The following is a 16,682-nucleotide window of genomic DNA, read 5'->3' as shown; positions in this document are numbered from 1 at the left end:
TTATTATAAACAGTTCTCTTTAGAATTGTCCAATAAAGTGTAACCTATCCATAATCATTCCCTAATCTTTTTCTATTTTAATCACATTATACCCCTTCACCACAAAAACGAAGTACCCAAACTTCATACAAAGTCCAAATACTTTTCTAGATATCTTATAAGAATCTAAATTGAAAATAATATTATCGTTTTCTTATCAATCTTGACACACGAAGTCAATTACATATAATTTATTTAAAGGTAATTATTACCGAACAGTACGGCTCCTACCGCCATAAGTGTAGGGCGTTAAAGTATAGAAGGACATGTTCCTTCTTTTTTATTATCTTAAATTTTATAATAACTTTCTATCTTATATTCTTTATCGACAATATTTGATATAATTAGTTTGTTATCGTCCTCCCTGAAAGGAGGTGATGTTAATTGTTTTCTGATTTAGTTGTATCTGTCATGGCAGGTGTTTTAGTTTACTACATATGCAAATGGTTAGACAAAAGATTTAAGCGATAACTAGCCTAGTGTTAGACCACTCTAAAAGTTAGAAAAGGTAAGGATCTTACTCATCCTTACCTTTTCGTTTTGATGCAATTGTTTTCTGATTTGCAACCAAATTATAGCATTTCATATTTTAATATGCAAGTTCATTTCAAAACACAATAAACATTGTACTCATTTTCATTTTACAAAAAAACCCAAATCGAAATATCGACTTGAGTTTTTTGAATTTCTCTGAATAAACGTATAAATTAACGTTTTGAGAACTCCGAAACCTTATAAAATAAGGGTTTTAAAGCCATTTTGTCGCTTACTTGTTGCATTGCCAATGCAACACAAAACATCTTAAATCAATTCTTCCTTATTATCATTGAAAGATAATACAGCTTCAACTTGAGCAATTAATTGTTCCTTATCAGGCACATATGTTACATATTTTGAAGCAAAAATATTATTACTTAAGCCCCCTAATGCATACTGCATATCCACATTACCTTTATCAGTACATAAAATCAACCTAATTGGAGGATTATCATTTTCATCGTTAATCTCTGCTGCATAATAATTCAAATACATATTAAGTTGACCAACTACTTCAGGCATCAATTTAATTGTCTTTAATTCAATTAATACATATGATTTTAGAATCTTATTATAAAAAACCATATCCACATAATAATGCGTATTTCCAAACGTGACTCTTTGCTTGTTCCCACAAACATAAATCCTTTTCCTATTTCCAAAAAGAATTTTTCGATTTGCCTAACAAGTGCTTCTTCTAAATCATATTCCATCATCGGTTTATATTCTGGAAGTCCAAGAAATTCAAAAACATATGGATCTTTTACTATATCTTCCAGTTTAGCAATTTCATTTCCTTTCAACGCTAATTCAAAAACATTCTTTTTATTTGCATCACCATTTGACAACAATAATCTTTCAAATAACGAAACGCTAATCTGTCTCTTTAATTCTCTTACAGACCAATTTGCATTTATTGCTTCTTTTTCATAGAAATTTCGTTTATCGTCATCTGCAATATACAACAATTCACAATAATGTGACCAACTTAATTTGCTAGACAGTGTTTTTGCAATTTGGATATTTCAAATAAAGCAATTTCATAGTTTGAAGATTCGCTCAGGAAAACCCTTTTCCAAATTTATTTGTAAGAGTTTTTGATAGGATAAGTAAATGCTTTTTTCCATATTTACCACGCCCGGATTTTAACTCATTCTCAACTATGATACGCCCTATATTCCAATATGCATTAATTAACTCATTATTTACATTTTAAATAACATTATTTCTAGCATTTGTGATAATACTAGTGATTTCTTTTACCAATACTTCATTGTTTAACAAATTATTCTCCACCACACTCAAATACTCCTTTCAATATGAATTATCACTATTATACTCTTAATTCTAAAAAAAAAAAGAAGTACCTAAACTTGCTCAATCCTCTAGAATACTTCCTAAGATAGGTTGGATTAACATATAAATGTAGAACCGTATACGAGACCAGTACGTATGGAGTAATGAGAGAGGTGAAGATTAAGTTCTTTCCTCTACTCTATTATTGTGTTGATTGCCTTTCAATTATACATGGTGATAACATGATTGTTTCAGGAATTGTATTTTCATAAATCATTTCATGAATTCTTTTTATAGATTTTTTTGCGATGATTTGCCTATTAACTTCTAATGTAGAAAGTGATGGAGTTATACGAGAAGAAAATTCCATGTTATCAAAGCCAATGATTTTAATATTTTGAGGAACTTTATATCCATTGTACTGCAAAGCTTTTATGACCACTGCAGCATTACGATCATTCACACAAACAAAAGCTTCAGGCATTTTCCTATAAGTTAATAGCATCTTTTGAATATACTGATAATCATTATTTAAAACAGCTTGTTCAATACCTTTTGTTAAATATATAAGTTCATATTTTTTAGGATAAAAGTGATTAATCATACATTGTTTATATCCATAGAATCGTTGTTTAAAATTAGGTGATTTTTCAATGTCACCAATAAACCCAATGTTCCTACAACCTTTTTTTATTAAATAATTACAACTTAAATAACCACCTAAAAAATCATTTGTAATAATATAATCTATATTCATATAAGGAATAGAATGATTGATACAAAGAATGTGTTGAGTATACAGTTTGAGCTGATATATGATTTCTTGTGATATTTTTCCTAATAAAATAATTCCAGCAATATGTTGTTCACTGATACATTTAGGTATGATAAAATTATCAAGTGAATAATATTCCTCTAAAATACGATATCCAAAGATATTAGCTTCCTTTTTTAAGTTTTTGAGTATATCCAAATAATAATATTTATCATTTTTCTTCTTATTTTCAATCATAACGCAGATAGTTTTATTTTTCAGTATTGTTTTCGCGTTTAATTTTTTTTGTGAATATCCCATTGTGACTGCTAATTCCAGAATCTGCATTCTCAATTCTTGAGAAACACCATCTTTATCATTCAATGCAAGTGAAACAGCATTAATAGAGATATTTAATTTTTTTGCTATATCTTTCATCGTTGTTTTACTCATCTTATCACATCCTATTTATTATTATAACATTAAAAAGAAAATATAATCAAGAAAGAGGATTAGACTAATTAATTCAAAATTATTATTGTAAAAGCAATGATGATTTTTTAAAGTTTATACATTGTTTTTATAGTGGGGTTTTAATCAATATCATCAAACATTTTATACATGAAGAAAATAAATGTTTCTTCTGTCATGGTTTAGAGTATATTCTTTTTTTAAAGATAATTTGTCAAATTAAATATAACTTACATTAGGTGTTATATTTAAGACATTTTCTTGGTCGATAATTCATGATGGTTAAATAATAGGACAATTCATTTTCATCCACTTTTGATAAATCCATACCTTTAGAATAAAATTCTCTAAGGAAACCATTTGTATTTTCATTCATCCCTTTTTGCCATGCACAATATGAGTCACAAAAATATCTATTACAGTCTAATTGTTGCTCTATTTTTTCACAACCCGAAAATTCCTTTCCTCTATCAAATGTGATGGTTTTAACGAGTTCATCAGGAAAATTTTTTAAGGGTTCGATAATTGCTGAACTTACATGTTTTTCCTTTCTATCAGGTAATAATAGCGCTATATAGTACCTTGATTTACGCTTGGTTAATGTGATAAAACAATATTTACTTTTTCTTTTATGATCAATTTTTCTGGATTCAACAGTATAAGCTTTACAATGTCCTAATTCTTTACGTCGATATACTTCTTTAGGACGTTTTTTATAGTTCTTTCACCATCATTGAATTTGGTACTATGGCAAGATTTCGGACAACTTAAATGGAAGAATTTAATTATTCCAGTAATATTTTTGCTCATATTCATTTGGTGACAGGTAATCACAATGTGAGTCTTTTCAAACAGTGTTGTAGAAACCTTCTATATATTCAAATAAGAGTCGATATGCATGATTCCAATTCTCTATTTTTTGCCTATTTAACCATTCTCGTTTAATTAATGAGTGAAATGATTCTATGCAGGCATTATCCCATAGATTTCCTTTTTTTGAATAACTAGATATCATTCCAACTGTTAGATTATAATATGATTTTGATGTAAACTGGACTCCTCTATCACTATTATACTGAATTCGATATAATTCGGATAGAGGAGCACACTACCGATGGCTAGAATGGATAAAACTTATGGAAGAAAATTCACTAATAAGATTAATGTCCAAAAAGGATGTTCACCAGATAACTCAGCATTGTGAAGGTTTTTTTGGCAGATTGAAAAACGAATTCTATTATCATAGAGACTGGAGAAATATATCAACTGAAGAATTCATGAAACAGTTAAATGAATATATCATGTGGTATAATTCCAAGAGGATTAAAAGCTCTCTAGAATATAAAAGTCCAAAAGATTATCGAAGAGAAGATTACTGGGTTTAAAGTATTAAATTAGTCAAAAAAATATCCGCATCCCCGATTGACAATATCAATAAACTCAGTACGATTGTTGGTTTGCAAAAATTAGGAAACACTCTAGAATCCTGGAAGAAAGAAATTATCAATTCATTCATAAAATATGATAACAGGAAATTATCTAATGGTCCAATAGAAGGAAGAAACAAATATATTCATATTATTTTAGAATTAGCTAATGGATATTCCAATTTCAAAAGATTTAGAAATAGGGCAATGTACATACTCAACAGATTAGAAACATACAACGAAAAAATATTGGATGTGTTTTCTGTAAGAGGAAAAGGAAAAGAATGAGGAAAATACAACACAAAAAAAGCGAGCAAAAAGTGAATCAATTATCTGATTCACTTTTTTAAAACCATATAATAATTTTATAAATTTCTGGCAAATAACTATAAATAAATTTAAAGATTTTTCAAATCCACCTTATGATTATTTAAATTACCAAAATACTCCACTATGAATTAAAAGCTTTTTAGGTTAGACCCCTTCTAAAGATGATTAGACCGTTTTATCAATACAATGTAATAATTTTTAATTTTTTAAAATCATAATATATGAATCTTAAAATAATTTAGAATCTACATGTGAAATTTCAAGATATCATAAAAGCCAATCGTTCAAAAGTAACCAAATTTAAATTTTAACAAGTGATTTTTTTATTTATACTTTATTTTTAAGAAATGCCTTTTTATTTCTTTTTAATTTTAGAATTACAAGTCCAGAAATTGCAATAGCAATTATACCAGGGATAATGATTGAAGAATCACTTGTATCCACTGTATCTCCATTGACATTACGGTTTTCACTATCAGTTTGAATAGAGTCAGAAGGTTTTAGTGGTTTGTTTGAGTCATTTGGATTGGAAGGTATTGCAGGGTTACCAGACTCATTAACTTCAACTTTCTTTAAACCATCATAAGCATCTTTGAGTTGTACATATGACTTTTGAACGTCTTCTTGAGTAGCCTTTTCATTATCGTAAGTTTTTTGAGCTTCGATAAGTGCTTCATTCAATGTCTTGAAAGTTTCAGGAGTATAATCTTTAGAGTTGAGTCCTTTAGCTTTCTTGATTAGTTCTCCTAACTCTGTTTTATTAGCTTTTAAAACAAGCTTTTCAATGGCATCTTTCAATGTTTTTTCTACTTCTTGCACTTCTTCTTGAGTGGCATTTTCATTATCATAGACTTTTTGTGCATTGGACAATACTTTTTTAAACTGAGCATAGCTATTTGGTGTATATTCAGATTCTTTTAAAGTATGAGCTTTATCCAATTGCGTTTTTAAATATGTTTTATCAGCTTTATATTGCAATTGTTCATTAGCTGATGTTAAAGCATCATAAGCTTCTTTAACTTCTTGTTCAGTGACTTCTTCTTTTTCTAATACAGCTTTTGCTGTATCTAAAGCTTTTTTAAATGCTTCAAAGCTTTTTGGTGTATATAATGCTTCATCAGTATCTTTGACTGCATCATATAAAATACGTAAATCTTCTTTTAAAGCTTTTCCATAAACTTCAAATTCATAAATAGAATATCCATATTGAGTAGCTCTTTCAATTCCTTGCATTCTTACATAACGTAAAAGTTTGCTATCAAAATAAATATTGTCTATCTCTCCATCACCATCAGTAACATGTTGAATCTCAAAAAATTCGTTACCATCTAGTGATCCTTCAATCTTATATTCTTTACCATAAGCATCTTCCCAAGCTAAAGAAACTTGATTGACATAGTATAAGCTTCCTAAATCTATAGTTATAGATTCATCGTTGTTTGCATTTGATGCCCAACGTGAGATGTAGTTTGCATCAATAGCATCTATTGCCTGATTACCTCCATCTTCAGATGTAGCAGTTATATTTTTGTTTAAAGCAATATTTTGTGCATCTTGACCAGTTATTTTAATTTCAATACTCTTTTCAACTTGACTTCCATCTGTTGCTTTTGCAACAACTTTAACAATTCCATTTTCTTTAGGAATAAGTTTACCATCAGCAGTAATTGTTGCTAAATCTGTTTCACTACCATCTTTATTGTAGACAGACCATTCTACAGTTTTAACAGTTGCATCATCAGGATTTATAATTGCACTCATTTGCAATGGCTTGTTTTTCGTATTAATTTCATTTTTTCCAGTTTCTGTTCTAATTTCAATATCTTGTACATATGTTTTTTCATATAATGTTCCATATAATTGGAATTCCCAGAGAGAAGGTCCATAATTTGTACCTCTTTTTATACTTTGAATTCTTACGTATCTAGTTGGTGTATCATCAAAGACGATCTCTTCTACTTCACCTTTACTATTATTTTGAACGTAAATATCCTGGAAATGTACATTATCCATTGAGCCTTGGATTTTATATTCACTTAAATATGAATTTTCCCAATATAAAACAGTTTTATTAATATTGTATATATCACCTAAATCAACTGTAATCCATTGATTGTCATCTTGTACGCCTGCAGCCCATCGAGTGTTTGTATCTCCGTCAACTGCATTTTGACCTGGATTACTACCTTCAGAGTTTGAAACATAGACTTTTTTATTTAATGCTAAATTCTCTTTGTCTTGATTTTGTAATATGATGTCCATGCATCCTTCTTTATTGCTTCCATCAACAGCTTTTGCAGTGACTCTTACAGTACCATTTTTTAAAGGAATTAATTTTCCTGATGAAGTAATCTCTGCCAAATCAGTATCAGATCCATCAACATCCGTTACAAACCATTCAACTCTTTTATCAGTTGCATTTTCTGGTTGTACTGTTGCAAATAGTTGAAGTGGTTTGTTTTTTGTAGTAATAGTACCAACATTATTCTCTGAATTTATCTCAATTGAACCTACAGGTACATCAATGTTATATTTTCCATAAACATCAAATTCATATAATGAAGCCCCATAATTAGATTTCTGATTTGTATAAATACGAACATATCTTCCTTCTGATTGTTCTTCGTTAAATTCAAATCTTACAGTTTTTTCAGAGTTTCCTTCATCATCAACAGTAGCTATTGTTCTCCAATCTTGTGCATCAGATGAAACTTGAAGTTCATATTTTGGAGGACGAGCAGTTTCCCAACTTAAAATAATCAAGTCTAATTTTGCTGTCGTTCCCAAATCTACATAAATCCATGGATGGTCTTCACTTGGATTAGCATTCCAACGTGTTGTAGCATCACCATCAACTGCTAAATTCCCATTATGATTATCATTGACAGAAGATGTAACAGTTGGCTTCCCTTGGGACAAACTTGCTAATGTTTGTCCTGAAATTGTAACTAATTTTTCACTTTTTACACCACTACCATCTATTGAATTTGCAATAACTTTAATTTTACCATTCTTTTTAACAGTAACAACACCATCTTTTGATATCTCTGCTTTATCAGTTGGTTGTCCATTTTCGTCAGTAATGCTCCAAATTATTCTTGGATCCATTATATTATCACTTGGAGTTAAAACAGCATTATACTTAGCAATTTGTCCTCTTTGTGTAATTTGATCAGGTCCTTCGATGCTTATATCTGTAATAAGTTCAGTTCCTTGATCTTCTAGTATTTTGGCATCTGAGTGTGCAACAAGCTTATTATTAATATAAGTTGTATTATCTTGATATTCTACTGTACTATTTGGATCAGTTAATACAATAACACGTGCGGAATCAGCTAACATTTTAAATGTTTGTTTTCCTGTAACATTTTTAGCTAAATACATTCCAGCAGCAGAATCATATATATCATAATATTTGTTTCCTAAATCTATTTCAACTTCTTTAGTTTCCATAAATGGATTGTAATATAAATATGTTTGATACATATTATTTTGATAGTAATCTGTTTTGTTGCAATCTAATTTTAAAATACCTTCAACATTTGTTTCTTTAACTAATGCACCTAAGAAACCAGTATAGAAACCACCATATAATCCAAAATTTGTTGTATTTTCTCCGGCCATCCAGCCTCCAGTTGCATTTTGTTTTGCATCTCCTGTTGCATAAAAGTTTTTCCCTTTATCATTTTTTCTAAGTGATTCATATGCTAAAACACTTTCTTCTAATTGACCTTTAAATTCGCCATCTGTCTGATGTTCAGTGCTCCATTCACTAGGTAAGAAATATTTTGAAGCATTAGCAATATTAATCGCCCATTTACCTGCCATTCTTGCATAACTTGGATCATATTTAGCAGCAGGTAAAATTGATGTTAATGGATAGATAGAATTAAAGAAATATGAATATCCGTTATTAGGTTCACCAGTCATTCCATAAACATCTATTCCATCTTGTGAATAATTAACACTTCCCCAATTTCTTACAGAACTCTTAGAAGTTGTTGTAATCCAATTCCAAAACTTTGAAATATCATAGTTTGTTCCTACTTCAGCGTTCATCATTGCAGCTAAGTATACAGCATCAATGAGCATATTTTCATAATATGGATTTGATTCTAAGTCTTGTAAATAATCCATACATTCTTTGGCATAAGTTAAATATTTATCTTCATTAAATATTTTATAAGCATAATAAAGAATACTTGCTGTTCCAGTTGCAGCATCAGGTTGTCTCCATCCAGGTTCAACGGCTTTCATGTTTTCAAAATCGAAGCATTGGATATCGAATAAACCTTTACCAGTCTCTTTGCTTCTTTGTTTTAATACATCAATCATTTCAACCATTTTATCAGCAATTGATCTTTGAATCTCTTTAACTTCTTCTGGTCGCCATTCAGGATTTAATTCAGATAGTCTAAAGAAATTTTGATTAGCGATTAATAAATACCAGAAATCACCATATGCGTTTGAAACATTTGTGTTTTGTAATTTACTATCAGAACCATTAGGCACATTCGTAATAACGCCATCTTTATTCCAATAATATTTTAATTCATTATCTAAATATGTATTAATTTCATAACCATTTTCAATTGTGCTCTTACCTTTTAATTCTTCTGGTAATTCTTTATTCATATCAATTCCTAATAGTGAGGCAGAGATGAGTGCACTCGTAACAGAAATTGATTCTTGATCATCTTCACCATCATGGATTTTGCCATCAATTTCTCTATCAACAATAGGTCTATTTTCTCCGTAAAATGCTGGAATCATATATCCACCATATTTATCATCACGATAAATCGTTGAAAATTTTCGATTATCTTTTACTGAAAATTCGGTATTTTCATCAAAGTTAGTAGCAGTATGATCAAATACAAACTCAGTTAATTTTTTTCCTCTGTCTTCCCAATCAATTAATTTATAGTTACTGGGAATATTAGGCATATCTTCAACTACTTCTAACAATCTTTGTTCAAGATTTCTTCCGATGTTAGGTTCTTTAGCATGTACAATACATGTATTGGATATTGTCATTAAACAAGTCAAAGAACCTATTAATAATTTCCTTTTTAAATTCATTTCAATCCTCCCTTTCTAATATCAATAATAATCATTCGTAAATAAAATCACAACATATATTTACTTGAAAAATTCGATATTTATCTTGAATATAAGTATAATATATGTTTAGTTCATTTATTTATATGGATTATTTGTTAAATTAAATGCAACACCTAATGTAAGAAACATGATTTCTTTAGGTATTTTATATTGAATGCATTTTCTTGGCCAATCATTCATGATGGTTAAATAATAGGATAATTCATCTTCATCCACTTTTGATAGATCCATACCTTTAGGATAAAATTCTCTAAGCAATCCATTTGTATTTTCATTTGTTTCTTTTTGCCACGCATAATATAAGTCACAAAAATATGTATTACAGTTTAATTCTTGTTATATTTTTCATAACCTGTAAATTCCTTTCCTCTATCAAATGTGATGGTTTTAACAAGTTCATCAGGAAAATTTTTTATGGTTTCGATAATTGCTGAAGTCACATGTCCTTCCTTTCTATCAGGTAATAATAGCGCTATACAGTACCTTGATTTATGTTTTGACAATGTGACAAAACAATATTTATTTTTTCTTTTACGATTAATTCTTCCAGATTCGACTGTATTGATTTCCCAAAGCCCTAATCCTTTACGTTGGTATACTTCTTTAGGACGTTTTTTATAGTTCTTCCACCATCATTGAATTTTCCTCTTTTTTCTGCAGGACGTTTAAAATGATCCTTTCTTTTTAAATGTTTCATAGTGATTTGCTTAATTTGTTTTCTATGAATCATCCTATAAATGGTAGAAGTTGAAGGTACACAAATTACCTTTTCATTTCCGTTTGCAATTTGTTCAGGTGACCAGTGCAATTTTATTTTTTCTTCAATATAATTTAATACATTAGTATCAATAATTGTCTTACTATGACATTCTTTCTTTCTTGATTCATATAAGTCTTGTGCCTTATGAGGATAATATATATATAATCGCCCTTTACTGCCAGATTCAATTTTATTTCTATTTATCTCACTTGAAATAGTACTTGGTGAACGATGTAAAGCTTTTGCAATTGCTCTTACTCCCATGCGAGAATTTTTAAATTAATAGATATAACAACGTTCATGTATGGTAAGCTGTTTATAGCTCATAGATATTACCTCCTGTTAATTGTTTGTTTAGTCACTTACATTTTAACATAATAATTTCTGTGGGCCTTTTTATATTGTGTTGCACTTGTTATGATAAATTATCTTAATAAAAAAAGAAGCATATTAGCTTCTCACAAAGTCTAAATACTTCTCTAATCTTCTCACAACATTTATTACTAACGTTTTGAGAATTGTGGAGCACGACGAGCTTTTTTAAGACCGTATTTCTTACGTTCTTTAACACGTGAATCACGAGTTAAGAATCCAGCGGCTTTTAGTTGAGGTCTATAATCTTCCCCAGCTTCTAATAATGCTCTAGCTACACCATGACGGATTGCACCAGCTTGTCCTGAGTACCCTCCACCATAAACATTAACACTAACATCAAATTTGTCTTGAGTAGTAGTTAATTCTAATGGTTGATTAACAATCATTAATAATACATCTGATGGTAAATAATCTTTTGCAGCTTGTCCATTGATTACAAAGTTACCTGTACCTGGTGTTAAGATAACACGTGCTACAGAAGATTTTCTTCTTCCAGTTCCTCTATATTGTACGTTTGCCATTATCTTCACCTCTTACCCTTTCACTTTCATTTCAACAGGATTTTGTGCTGCATGAGGATGTTTATCTCCAGCATATACAAATAATTTCATCCCTTGTTTTCTACCTAATGTGTTATGTGGTAACATACCTTTTACTGCTGCTTCAACAAATCCAGTTGGATTAGTTTCTAAGAATTGTCTAGCTGATTTAACTTTTAAACCACCTAACCATCCTGTATGATGGTAATAATTAACGTTATCTAATTTTTTACCAGTCATAACTACTTTTTCAGCATTGATAATAATTACATAATCACCAGTATCAACGTGTGGTGTGTAAGTAGGTTTATTTTTTCCTCTTAACACAGTAGCAACTTCTGAAGCTAAACGACCTAATGTTTGCCCAGCTGCATCAACTACATACCATTTTCTTTCGATTGTGGCAGCATTTGCCATTGTTGTTTGTCTCATTTTTTCTTTTTCTCCTTTGTTTATCCTTACCGGGGACTTAAAAAGGTTTTTGCCTATGAAACCTTTTTAATTATATGAAATCAAAAACTTAATGTCAACAAAATAATACGACAAAATCATATATTTTTACTATTGCGCTGGTTCTTCAGGAATAATGAATGCTGCAATTAAATAAACAAGTAAACCTGTTCCCGCATACATACATAATAATACAACTGCTAACCTTACAAGTGATGGATCAACTTGAAAATATTTTGCAATCCCACCACAAACACCAGCAATCATCTTTTCATCTTTTGTACGATATAACCTTTTTTCTTGCATTAAGATACCTCCTTAAAACTTACATCTATATTTCCTAAATCACAATTAATCTCAATCTTATTTTCTCCATGAACACCATTTCCACCTTCTATATTAATAGAACTCATATCGCCATCTTTATCAATTGTATAATGTTCTCTGCTCTCTGCCATTGATACTTTCATTGAACCAACACTATTATCTAAATCTAAATCCTTACATAAAATATTATTTATTACTACATCTCCAGCATTATTTTCTACATCCATACCTTGATGACATGTTACTTGGTTTATAGTAAGGCTTCCGGCATTATGTTCAATTGATAAGTTGTTACATTCAATCCCTTCCATATTTAAACTTGTCGCATTGATTTCTAAATCTGCATCTTTAAATTGATAATGGCGAGGAATATAAAGCGTTGCTTTAGGTTTATGAGTCATATTAGATTTTCCTTCTAAAATAATATCAATATCACCATCATCATTATCAAAGGTATAATCTCTTTTTACGTTTTTAGCTTCAACTTTAAGAGTTGCACCATCATAATATACAATTTTCGCTTCAACTGCTGATAATTCAATTGAAATGTCGCTATTTCCATCAATAGCCATTTCTTCATTAACATCACATGTTTTTCCAAATGTAAAAGTACGAGCATATTTTTCAACATGATGCGTATCTAATTTAATCTGAGATAATCCATTCATACTTATCCCAATTAGACCTAGTATAATTCCAATAACTAAAAAACATCCAGCTAATTTCTTATATACTTTCATTTATTTCACCACCTTGTGTAGAATTTGACTACAAGCATCAATAACTGAACGAATTGCTTTAGGTAAAAATTTAACCATCCCTATTGTCATTGATGATGTAATATAACTAAGTGATACAAGTAATAAACCTATCGCTAAAATAACAAGTCCGCCACCAATCAATCCACCAGCAAACATATTAATAGCTGCTATGACACAAACAACTGTCACAACAAAAAGTCCAATCGTACCAAACAAACAAATCATAAGTAAAGCCACAAAGATTCCTATGGCAGCAAGTAATAAATGTCCTATGCGCCCTCCAATTGGTAAAAGCACTGCAACCGCTAAAATAATAACAATCAATTTTAAAATATTATTGTTTCTTTCATTAAAGTTTTCTTTTTGTTTAGTATTTTCTACAACATTGTTTTTATGATTGTAATCATCATTATAAATACTTGATTCACTGTATTCAAAACCTTTTTCAAATGATTGATTAAGACCACCTTTAATCATAGCTGCAACTCTTTCTGGTGAACCTAATTCCTCAATAATATCTTGTTCATGTTCTTTTCCTGCATCTTCAAAATAATCACGATAATAATTAAGTGCATCCTGTCTTTCATCCTCATCAATATCTTGCAATAAATAATCTAATTCTTTTAAAAATTTTTCTTTATTCATTATTATCCCCTCCTTTTAATAATGAATTAATCTTATCGGTATATTTTTCCCATTCTGTTCTATACATTTGTAATGTCACTTTGCCATTACTCGTAATACGATAATATCTTCTATTTCTACCATCAATTTGACGATCATAAGTTTCTAAACATCCATCCTTTTGCAATCTTCTTAAAACCGGATAAAGTGTTGATTCTGAAACATCTAACCCTTTCCTTACATCTTGGGTTATTTTATAGCCATATGTTCCCTCTTGTTCTTGATCCACAACACTTAAAACAATTGCATCTAACAAAGCCGCACCTGTATTAAATATCATTTTGATCCTCCTATTCTTTGATCAACAATATTATATGTCATATAATATTGTATTGCAACATAATTATAAACAAAAAAATAATGTGTATACACACATTATTCTAAAAATTCTAAAGATGATTTTAAAACATACTTAATATCAGGCAAATGATCAAAATTATGATTACCATTTTCTATCGAAATAAATTTTGTTCGATCATGAAATAGTTTTAAATACTTTTCACTTATTTGATAAGGAACTGTTGTATCTTTCGTTCCATGAATAATGAGTAAGTCGTTTTGATAAGTGTCTAAATCTTGATAAAAATCACGACTTAAAATATCTTCTACAAAAGCATCCGAAATCTCATAACCATTATGATCATAACTTTCACTTCTTTCAACTTGTCCTGTCAAATATTCTAAAGCTGCAGGTAAGTTAAATGCCGGTGCCCATAATACTAACTTTTTAATCACATTTGGGTAAAGTTTTGCCAGTTCACTTGCAACAGCACCACCCATTGAATGACCTAATACATAAATTTCTGTACAATTTTCCATTTTCATTGTTTCTTCAAGAATAACTCTAGCACAAGCTAATTCATCTTTAAAAGTCATATCAACAAAGTTACCATCACTTTCACCACTACCTAAAAAATCAAAGCGAAAAGAGGCAATTCCTTTAGCTTCTAACATTCTAGATAATTGAACATAACAAAATTTAGTACCTGTTTTTTGACCTGTAAAACCATGAAAAATCAAACATACTGGATGATGATCACATGCTGGTTTATGAAAAAATCCTCTTAATGTTCCTTTAGGTGTGGGAATTTCACAATAATGTTGCATTATTCGTTAACCCCATATGCTTTCTTTACTCTTTCAATACCACCTTTGACAACATATTGACGAGCAATATCTTTAATATTATCATCAGCAAAATCACCACCAATAAACATACATGTATCCATCACTTCATTAGTAATAATTGTAAGTAATTCATCTGACACTTCTTCTAATAAAATATCTTTAACGATTCCTTTACATCTTTCTAAATCTTTTGTTTTATCTAATTGTACAATTCCTTCCATTTCTATACCTCCATTAATTGTTTTGCTACAAAACCTGCAATCATTAAACCAGCAACACTTGGTACAAAACTGACACTTCCTGGAGTGGCATCACCTGTTTTGATAGCTGGTTCTTTTGAATATAAAACATTGACTTTTTTAATACCTCTATTTTTTAATTCTCTACGCATGACCTTAGCAAGTGGACAAACACTTGTTTTTTCGATTGTCGTAATTTCAAAAAGACTTGGATCTAATTTATTTCCTGTTCCCATAGAAGAAATAATAGGTATATTTAAATGATCACAGTTCTCTATTAAAGCCAATTTAGCTTTAACCGTATCAATCGCGTCAACAACATAATCGCAATCAGTAAACATATATTCTAATCCTTGATCAGGTAAATAGAACTGATCATACGTTGTTATTTTAAGATGAGGATTAATATCTAAACATCGTTGTCTAGCAATGTCTACTTTCTTTTGACCGATTGTAGAATGTAATGCATAAATCTGACGATTTAAATTCGTTATATCTACAGTATCATGATCTACAAGTACCAGTTCACCAATACCTAAACGACATAACGCTTCAACCACATAACTGCCAACACCACCCAAGCCAAAAACAGCAACTTTCTTTTGTTGTAATATTTCGATTTTTTCATTACCTAATAATTTTATACTTCTTGAAAATTGTTCCATAAATTCCTCCAACAACGCTATTATATCCTAAACAATAAGGATTATAAAGTAAAGACATGTCTTAATTATTAACTAATAAAAAAAGCTGCTAAGCAGCTTAAAATAAACCTAAATGTTCAACTAGTATTTTAACACCGATTGCTATCAAGATAATTCCACCAACAATTTCAGCCTTACTTTTATAACGTATACCAAAACGATTTCCAACAAAAACACCAATAACAGAACAAACAAAAGTAGTCATCCCAATAATTGCAATCGCAATCCAAATATTAACTTGTAAAAATGAAAAAGTAATTCCTACAGCCAGTGCATCAATACTTGTTGCTATGGCTAAAAGTAGAACTTCTTTTAAATCATAACTGATTCCACTATCATCTTCTTCATTTTCAAATGCTTCAAAAATCATTTTACCACCAATCACACCTAATAAAATAAAAGCAATCCAATGATCAATACTTGTTATATAAGAACTAAAAGTTGATCCTAAATAATAACCAGCTAGAGGCATAATCGCCTGAAAAATACCAAAAGCTCCTGCAATCAACACCATATAGCGATAATCTACTTTCTTCATTTTCAATCCTTTACAAATTGATACCGCTGTAGCATCCATAGCTAAACCAATCCCTAATAAAAATAATTGTAAAATTGTCATCTTTCCTTCTCCTTACAAAAAAGACCCATGCACAGTAAAAAACTGTACATGAGTCTCATCATTTAATGCAAACCAGATTTTTCAATCAGTATGTTGACTTGCCACACTTGCGTGTCGA

Annotated in this window: 16 protein-coding genes and 4 pseudogenes; 2 read left to right on the top strand and 18 right to left on the bottom strand. The window is 29.9% G+C overall.

The annotated features are described in order from the left end of the window. Positions 1 to 840 precede the first annotated feature (840 nt). The 5 genes and pseudogenes from DW911_RS09190 to DW911_RS11375 all read right to left on the bottom strand — a co-directional run bounded on the left by DW911_RS09190 (position 841) and on the right by DW911_RS11375 (position 4,112). Positions 841 to 1,592: pseudogene (locus DW911_RS09190) on the bottom strand (PDDEXK nuclease domain-containing protein). A gap of 43 nt (positions 1,593 to 1,635) precedes the next feature. Then, a pseudogene (locus DW911_RS11265) lies at positions 1,636 to 1,776 on the bottom strand (DUF1016 N-terminal domain-containing protein); the annotation flags it as partial. 298 nt (positions 1,777 to 2,074) lie between these two features. Then, positions 2,075 to 3,079: a LacI family DNA-binding transcriptional regulator gene (locus DW911_RS09185; protein WP_118433433.1), complete on the bottom strand. Its 1,005-nt coding sequence runs from the start codon at positions 3,077 to 3,079 to the stop codon at positions 2,075 to 2,077. Positions 3,080 to 3,332: 253 nt separating this feature from the next. After that, a pseudogene (locus DW911_RS11380) lies at positions 3,333 to 3,755 on the bottom strand (IS30 family transposase); the annotation flags it as partial. A 189-nt stretch (positions 3,756 to 3,944) separates the two neighbouring features. Beyond that, positions 3,945 to 4,112 (bottom strand): integrase core domain-containing protein, encoded by a 168-nt coding sequence (locus DW911_RS11375; protein ID WP_118433437.1) that lies wholly within the window; start codon positions 4,110 to 4,112, stop codon positions 3,945 to 3,947. A gap of 73 nt (positions 4,113 to 4,185) precedes the next feature. On the opposite strand from DW911_RS11375, the pseudogene DW911_RS09170 reads away from it, so the two are divergent. Together DW911_RS09170 and DW911_RS11370 are read left to right on the top strand one after the other, a co-directional pair. After that, positions 4,186 to 4,482 (top strand): annotated as a pseudogene (locus DW911_RS09170) (IS3 family transposase); the annotation flags it as partial. Between the two features lie 3 nt (positions 4,483 to 4,485). Then, complete coding sequence (locus tag DW911_RS11370) at positions 4,486 to 4,812, top strand: transposase (RefSeq protein WP_118433441.1); 327 nt, start codon at positions 4,486 to 4,488, stop codon at positions 4,810 to 4,812. 369 nt (positions 4,813 to 5,181) lie between these two features. On the opposite strand, the gene DW911_RS11045 is transcribed toward DW911_RS11370, so the two are convergent. The 13 genes from DW911_RS11045 to DW911_RS09085 all read right to left on the bottom strand — a co-directional run bounded on the left by DW911_RS11045 (position 5,182) and on the right by DW911_RS09085 (position 16,564). Continuing rightward, positions 5,182 to 9,936, bottom strand: coding sequence for a discoidin domain-containing protein (locus DW911_RS11045; protein WP_199589159.1), 4,755 nt, complete (start codon positions 9,934 to 9,936; stop codon positions 5,182 to 5,184). Positions 9,937 to 10,053: 117 nt separating this feature from the next. After that, a complete protein-coding gene (locus DW911_RS11040) occupies positions 10,054 to 10,236 on the bottom strand; it encodes a hypothetical protein (protein ID WP_199589161.1) in 183 nt (60 codons plus the stop codon). Between the two features lie 319 nt (positions 10,237 to 10,555). Next, entirely contained in the window at positions 10,556 to 11,002 is a 447-nt protein-coding gene (locus DW911_RS11035; RefSeq protein ID WP_199669472.1) for a helix-turn-helix domain-containing protein, read from the bottom strand. A gap of 239 nt (positions 11,003 to 11,241) precedes the next feature. Further along, positions 11,242 to 11,634 carry a 30S ribosomal protein S9 gene (rpsI, locus tag DW911_RS09130; RefSeq protein WP_118433443.1) on the bottom strand — a complete coding sequence of 131 codons (393 nt, stop codon included), beginning with the start codon at positions 11,632 to 11,634 and terminating at the stop codon, positions 11,242 to 11,244. Positions 11,635 to 11,646: 12 nt separating this feature from the next. Further along, on the bottom strand, positions 11,647 to 12,084 hold the full coding sequence (gene rplM, locus DW911_RS09125) for a 50S ribosomal protein L13 (protein WP_118433445.1): 438 nt from the start codon (positions 12,082 to 12,084) through the stop codon (positions 11,647 to 11,649). A 129-nt stretch (positions 12,085 to 12,213) separates the two neighbouring features. After that, entirely contained in the window at positions 12,214 to 12,408 is a 195-nt protein-coding gene (locus DW911_RS09120) for a PspC domain-containing protein (protein ID WP_118433447.1), read from the bottom strand. Continuing rightward, positions 12,408 to 13,169, bottom strand: a complete 762-nt coding sequence (locus tag DW911_RS09115; protein ID WP_118433449.1) for a DUF4097 family beta strand repeat-containing protein — start codon at positions 13,167 to 13,169, stop codon at positions 12,408 to 12,410. Before DW911_RS09115 ends, DW911_RS09120 begins: the two co-directional genes overlap by 1 nt. Then, a complete protein-coding gene (locus tag DW911_RS09110; RefSeq protein WP_118607732.1) occupies positions 13,170 to 13,835 on the bottom strand; it encodes a DUF1700 domain-containing protein in 666 nt (221 codons plus the stop codon). Next, the gene (locus DW911_RS09105; protein WP_118607731.1) at positions 13,828 to 14,154 is read right to left on the bottom strand and encodes a PadR family transcriptional regulator; all 327 of its coding nucleotides are present in this window, start codon (positions 14,152 to 14,154) and stop codon (positions 13,828 to 13,830) included. Before DW911_RS09105 ends, DW911_RS09110 begins: the two co-directional genes overlap by 8 nt. A 95-nt stretch (positions 14,155 to 14,249) precedes the next feature. Beyond that, a complete protein-coding gene (locus DW911_RS09100) occupies positions 14,250 to 14,981 on the bottom strand; it encodes an alpha/beta hydrolase (RefSeq protein WP_118433455.1) in 732 nt (243 codons plus the stop codon). Next, complete coding sequence (locus DW911_RS09095; RefSeq protein ID WP_118433457.1) at positions 14,981 to 15,223, bottom strand: hypothetical protein; 243 nt, start codon at positions 15,221 to 15,223, stop codon at positions 14,981 to 14,983. The genes DW911_RS09100 and DW911_RS09095 overlap by 1 nt, the downstream gene beginning before the upstream one ends. A 2-nt stretch (positions 15,224 to 15,225) precedes the next feature. Continuing rightward, positions 15,226 to 15,906, bottom strand: a complete 681-nt coding sequence (locus DW911_RS09090; protein WP_118607730.1) for a tRNA threonylcarbamoyladenosine dehydratase — start codon at positions 15,904 to 15,906, stop codon at positions 15,226 to 15,228. 97 nt (positions 15,907 to 16,003) lie between these two features. Continuing rightward, positions 16,004 to 16,564, bottom strand: coding sequence for a manganese efflux pump MntP (locus tag DW911_RS09085; protein WP_118433461.1), 561 nt, complete (start codon positions 16,562 to 16,564; stop codon positions 16,004 to 16,006). Between the last annotated feature and the right edge of the window lie 118 nt (positions 16,565 to 16,682).

This window comes from Erysipelatoclostridium sp. AM42-17, assembly GCF_003480255.1.
Classification (GTDB): domain Bacteria; phylum Bacillota_I; class Bacilli_A; order Erysipelotrichales; family Coprobacillaceae; genus Faecalibacillus.
Note: the sequence above shows the minus strand (reverse complement) of the source record. Positions and strands in the feature narration are given on the sequence as shown.

Coding starts and splice junctions, on each gene's coding strand:
- DW911_RS09100 (WP_118433455.1), bottom strand. CDS start 14,981: ATGCAACATTATTGTGAAATTCCCACACCTAAAGGAACATTAAGAGGA.
- DW911_RS09085 (WP_118433461.1), bottom strand. CDS start 16,564: ATGACAATTTTACAATTATTTTTATTAGGGATTGGTTTAGCTATGGAT.
- DW911_RS09115 (WP_118433449.1), bottom strand. CDS start 13,169: ATGAAAGTATATAAGAAATTAGCTGGATGTTTTTTAGTTATTGGAATT.
- DW911_RS11035 (WP_199669472.1), bottom strand. CDS start 11,002: ATGGGAGTAAGAGCAATTGCAAAAGCTTTACATCGTTCACCAAGTACT.
- DW911_RS11375 (WP_118433437.1), bottom strand. CDS start 4,112: ATGATATCTAGTTATTCAAAAAAAGGAAATCTATGGGATAATGCCTGC.
- DW911_RS09120 (WP_118433447.1), bottom strand. CDS start 12,408: ATGCAAGAAAAAAGGTTATATCGTACAAAAGATGAAAAGATGATTGCT.
- DW911_RS09090 (WP_118607730.1), bottom strand. CDS start 15,906: ATGGAACAATTTTCAAGAAGTATAAAATTATTAGGTAATGAAAAAATC.
- DW911_RS09105 (WP_118607731.1), bottom strand. CDS start 14,154: ATGATATTTAATACAGGTGCGGCTTTGTTAGATGCAATTGTTTTAAGT.
- rpsI (WP_118433443.1), bottom strand. CDS start 11,634: ATGGCAAACGTACAATATAGAGGAACTGGAAGAAGAAAATCTTCTGTA.
- DW911_RS09095 (WP_118433457.1), bottom strand. CDS start 15,223: ATGGAAGGAATTGTACAATTAGATAAAACAAAAGATTTAGAAAGATGT.
- rplM (WP_118433445.1), bottom strand. CDS start 12,084: ATGAGACAAACAACAATGGCAAATGCTGCCACAATCGAAAGAAAATGG.
- DW911_RS09110 (WP_118607732.1), bottom strand. CDS start 13,835: ATGAATAAAGAAAAATTTTTAAAAGAATTAGATTATTTATTGCAAGAT.
- DW911_RS09185 (WP_118433433.1), bottom strand. CDS start 3,079: ATGAGTAAAACAACGATGAAAGATATAGCAAAAAAATTAAATATCTCT.
- DW911_RS11045 (WP_199589159.1), bottom strand. CDS start 9,936: ATGAATTTAAAAAGGAAATTATTAATAGGTTCTTTGACTTGTTTAATG.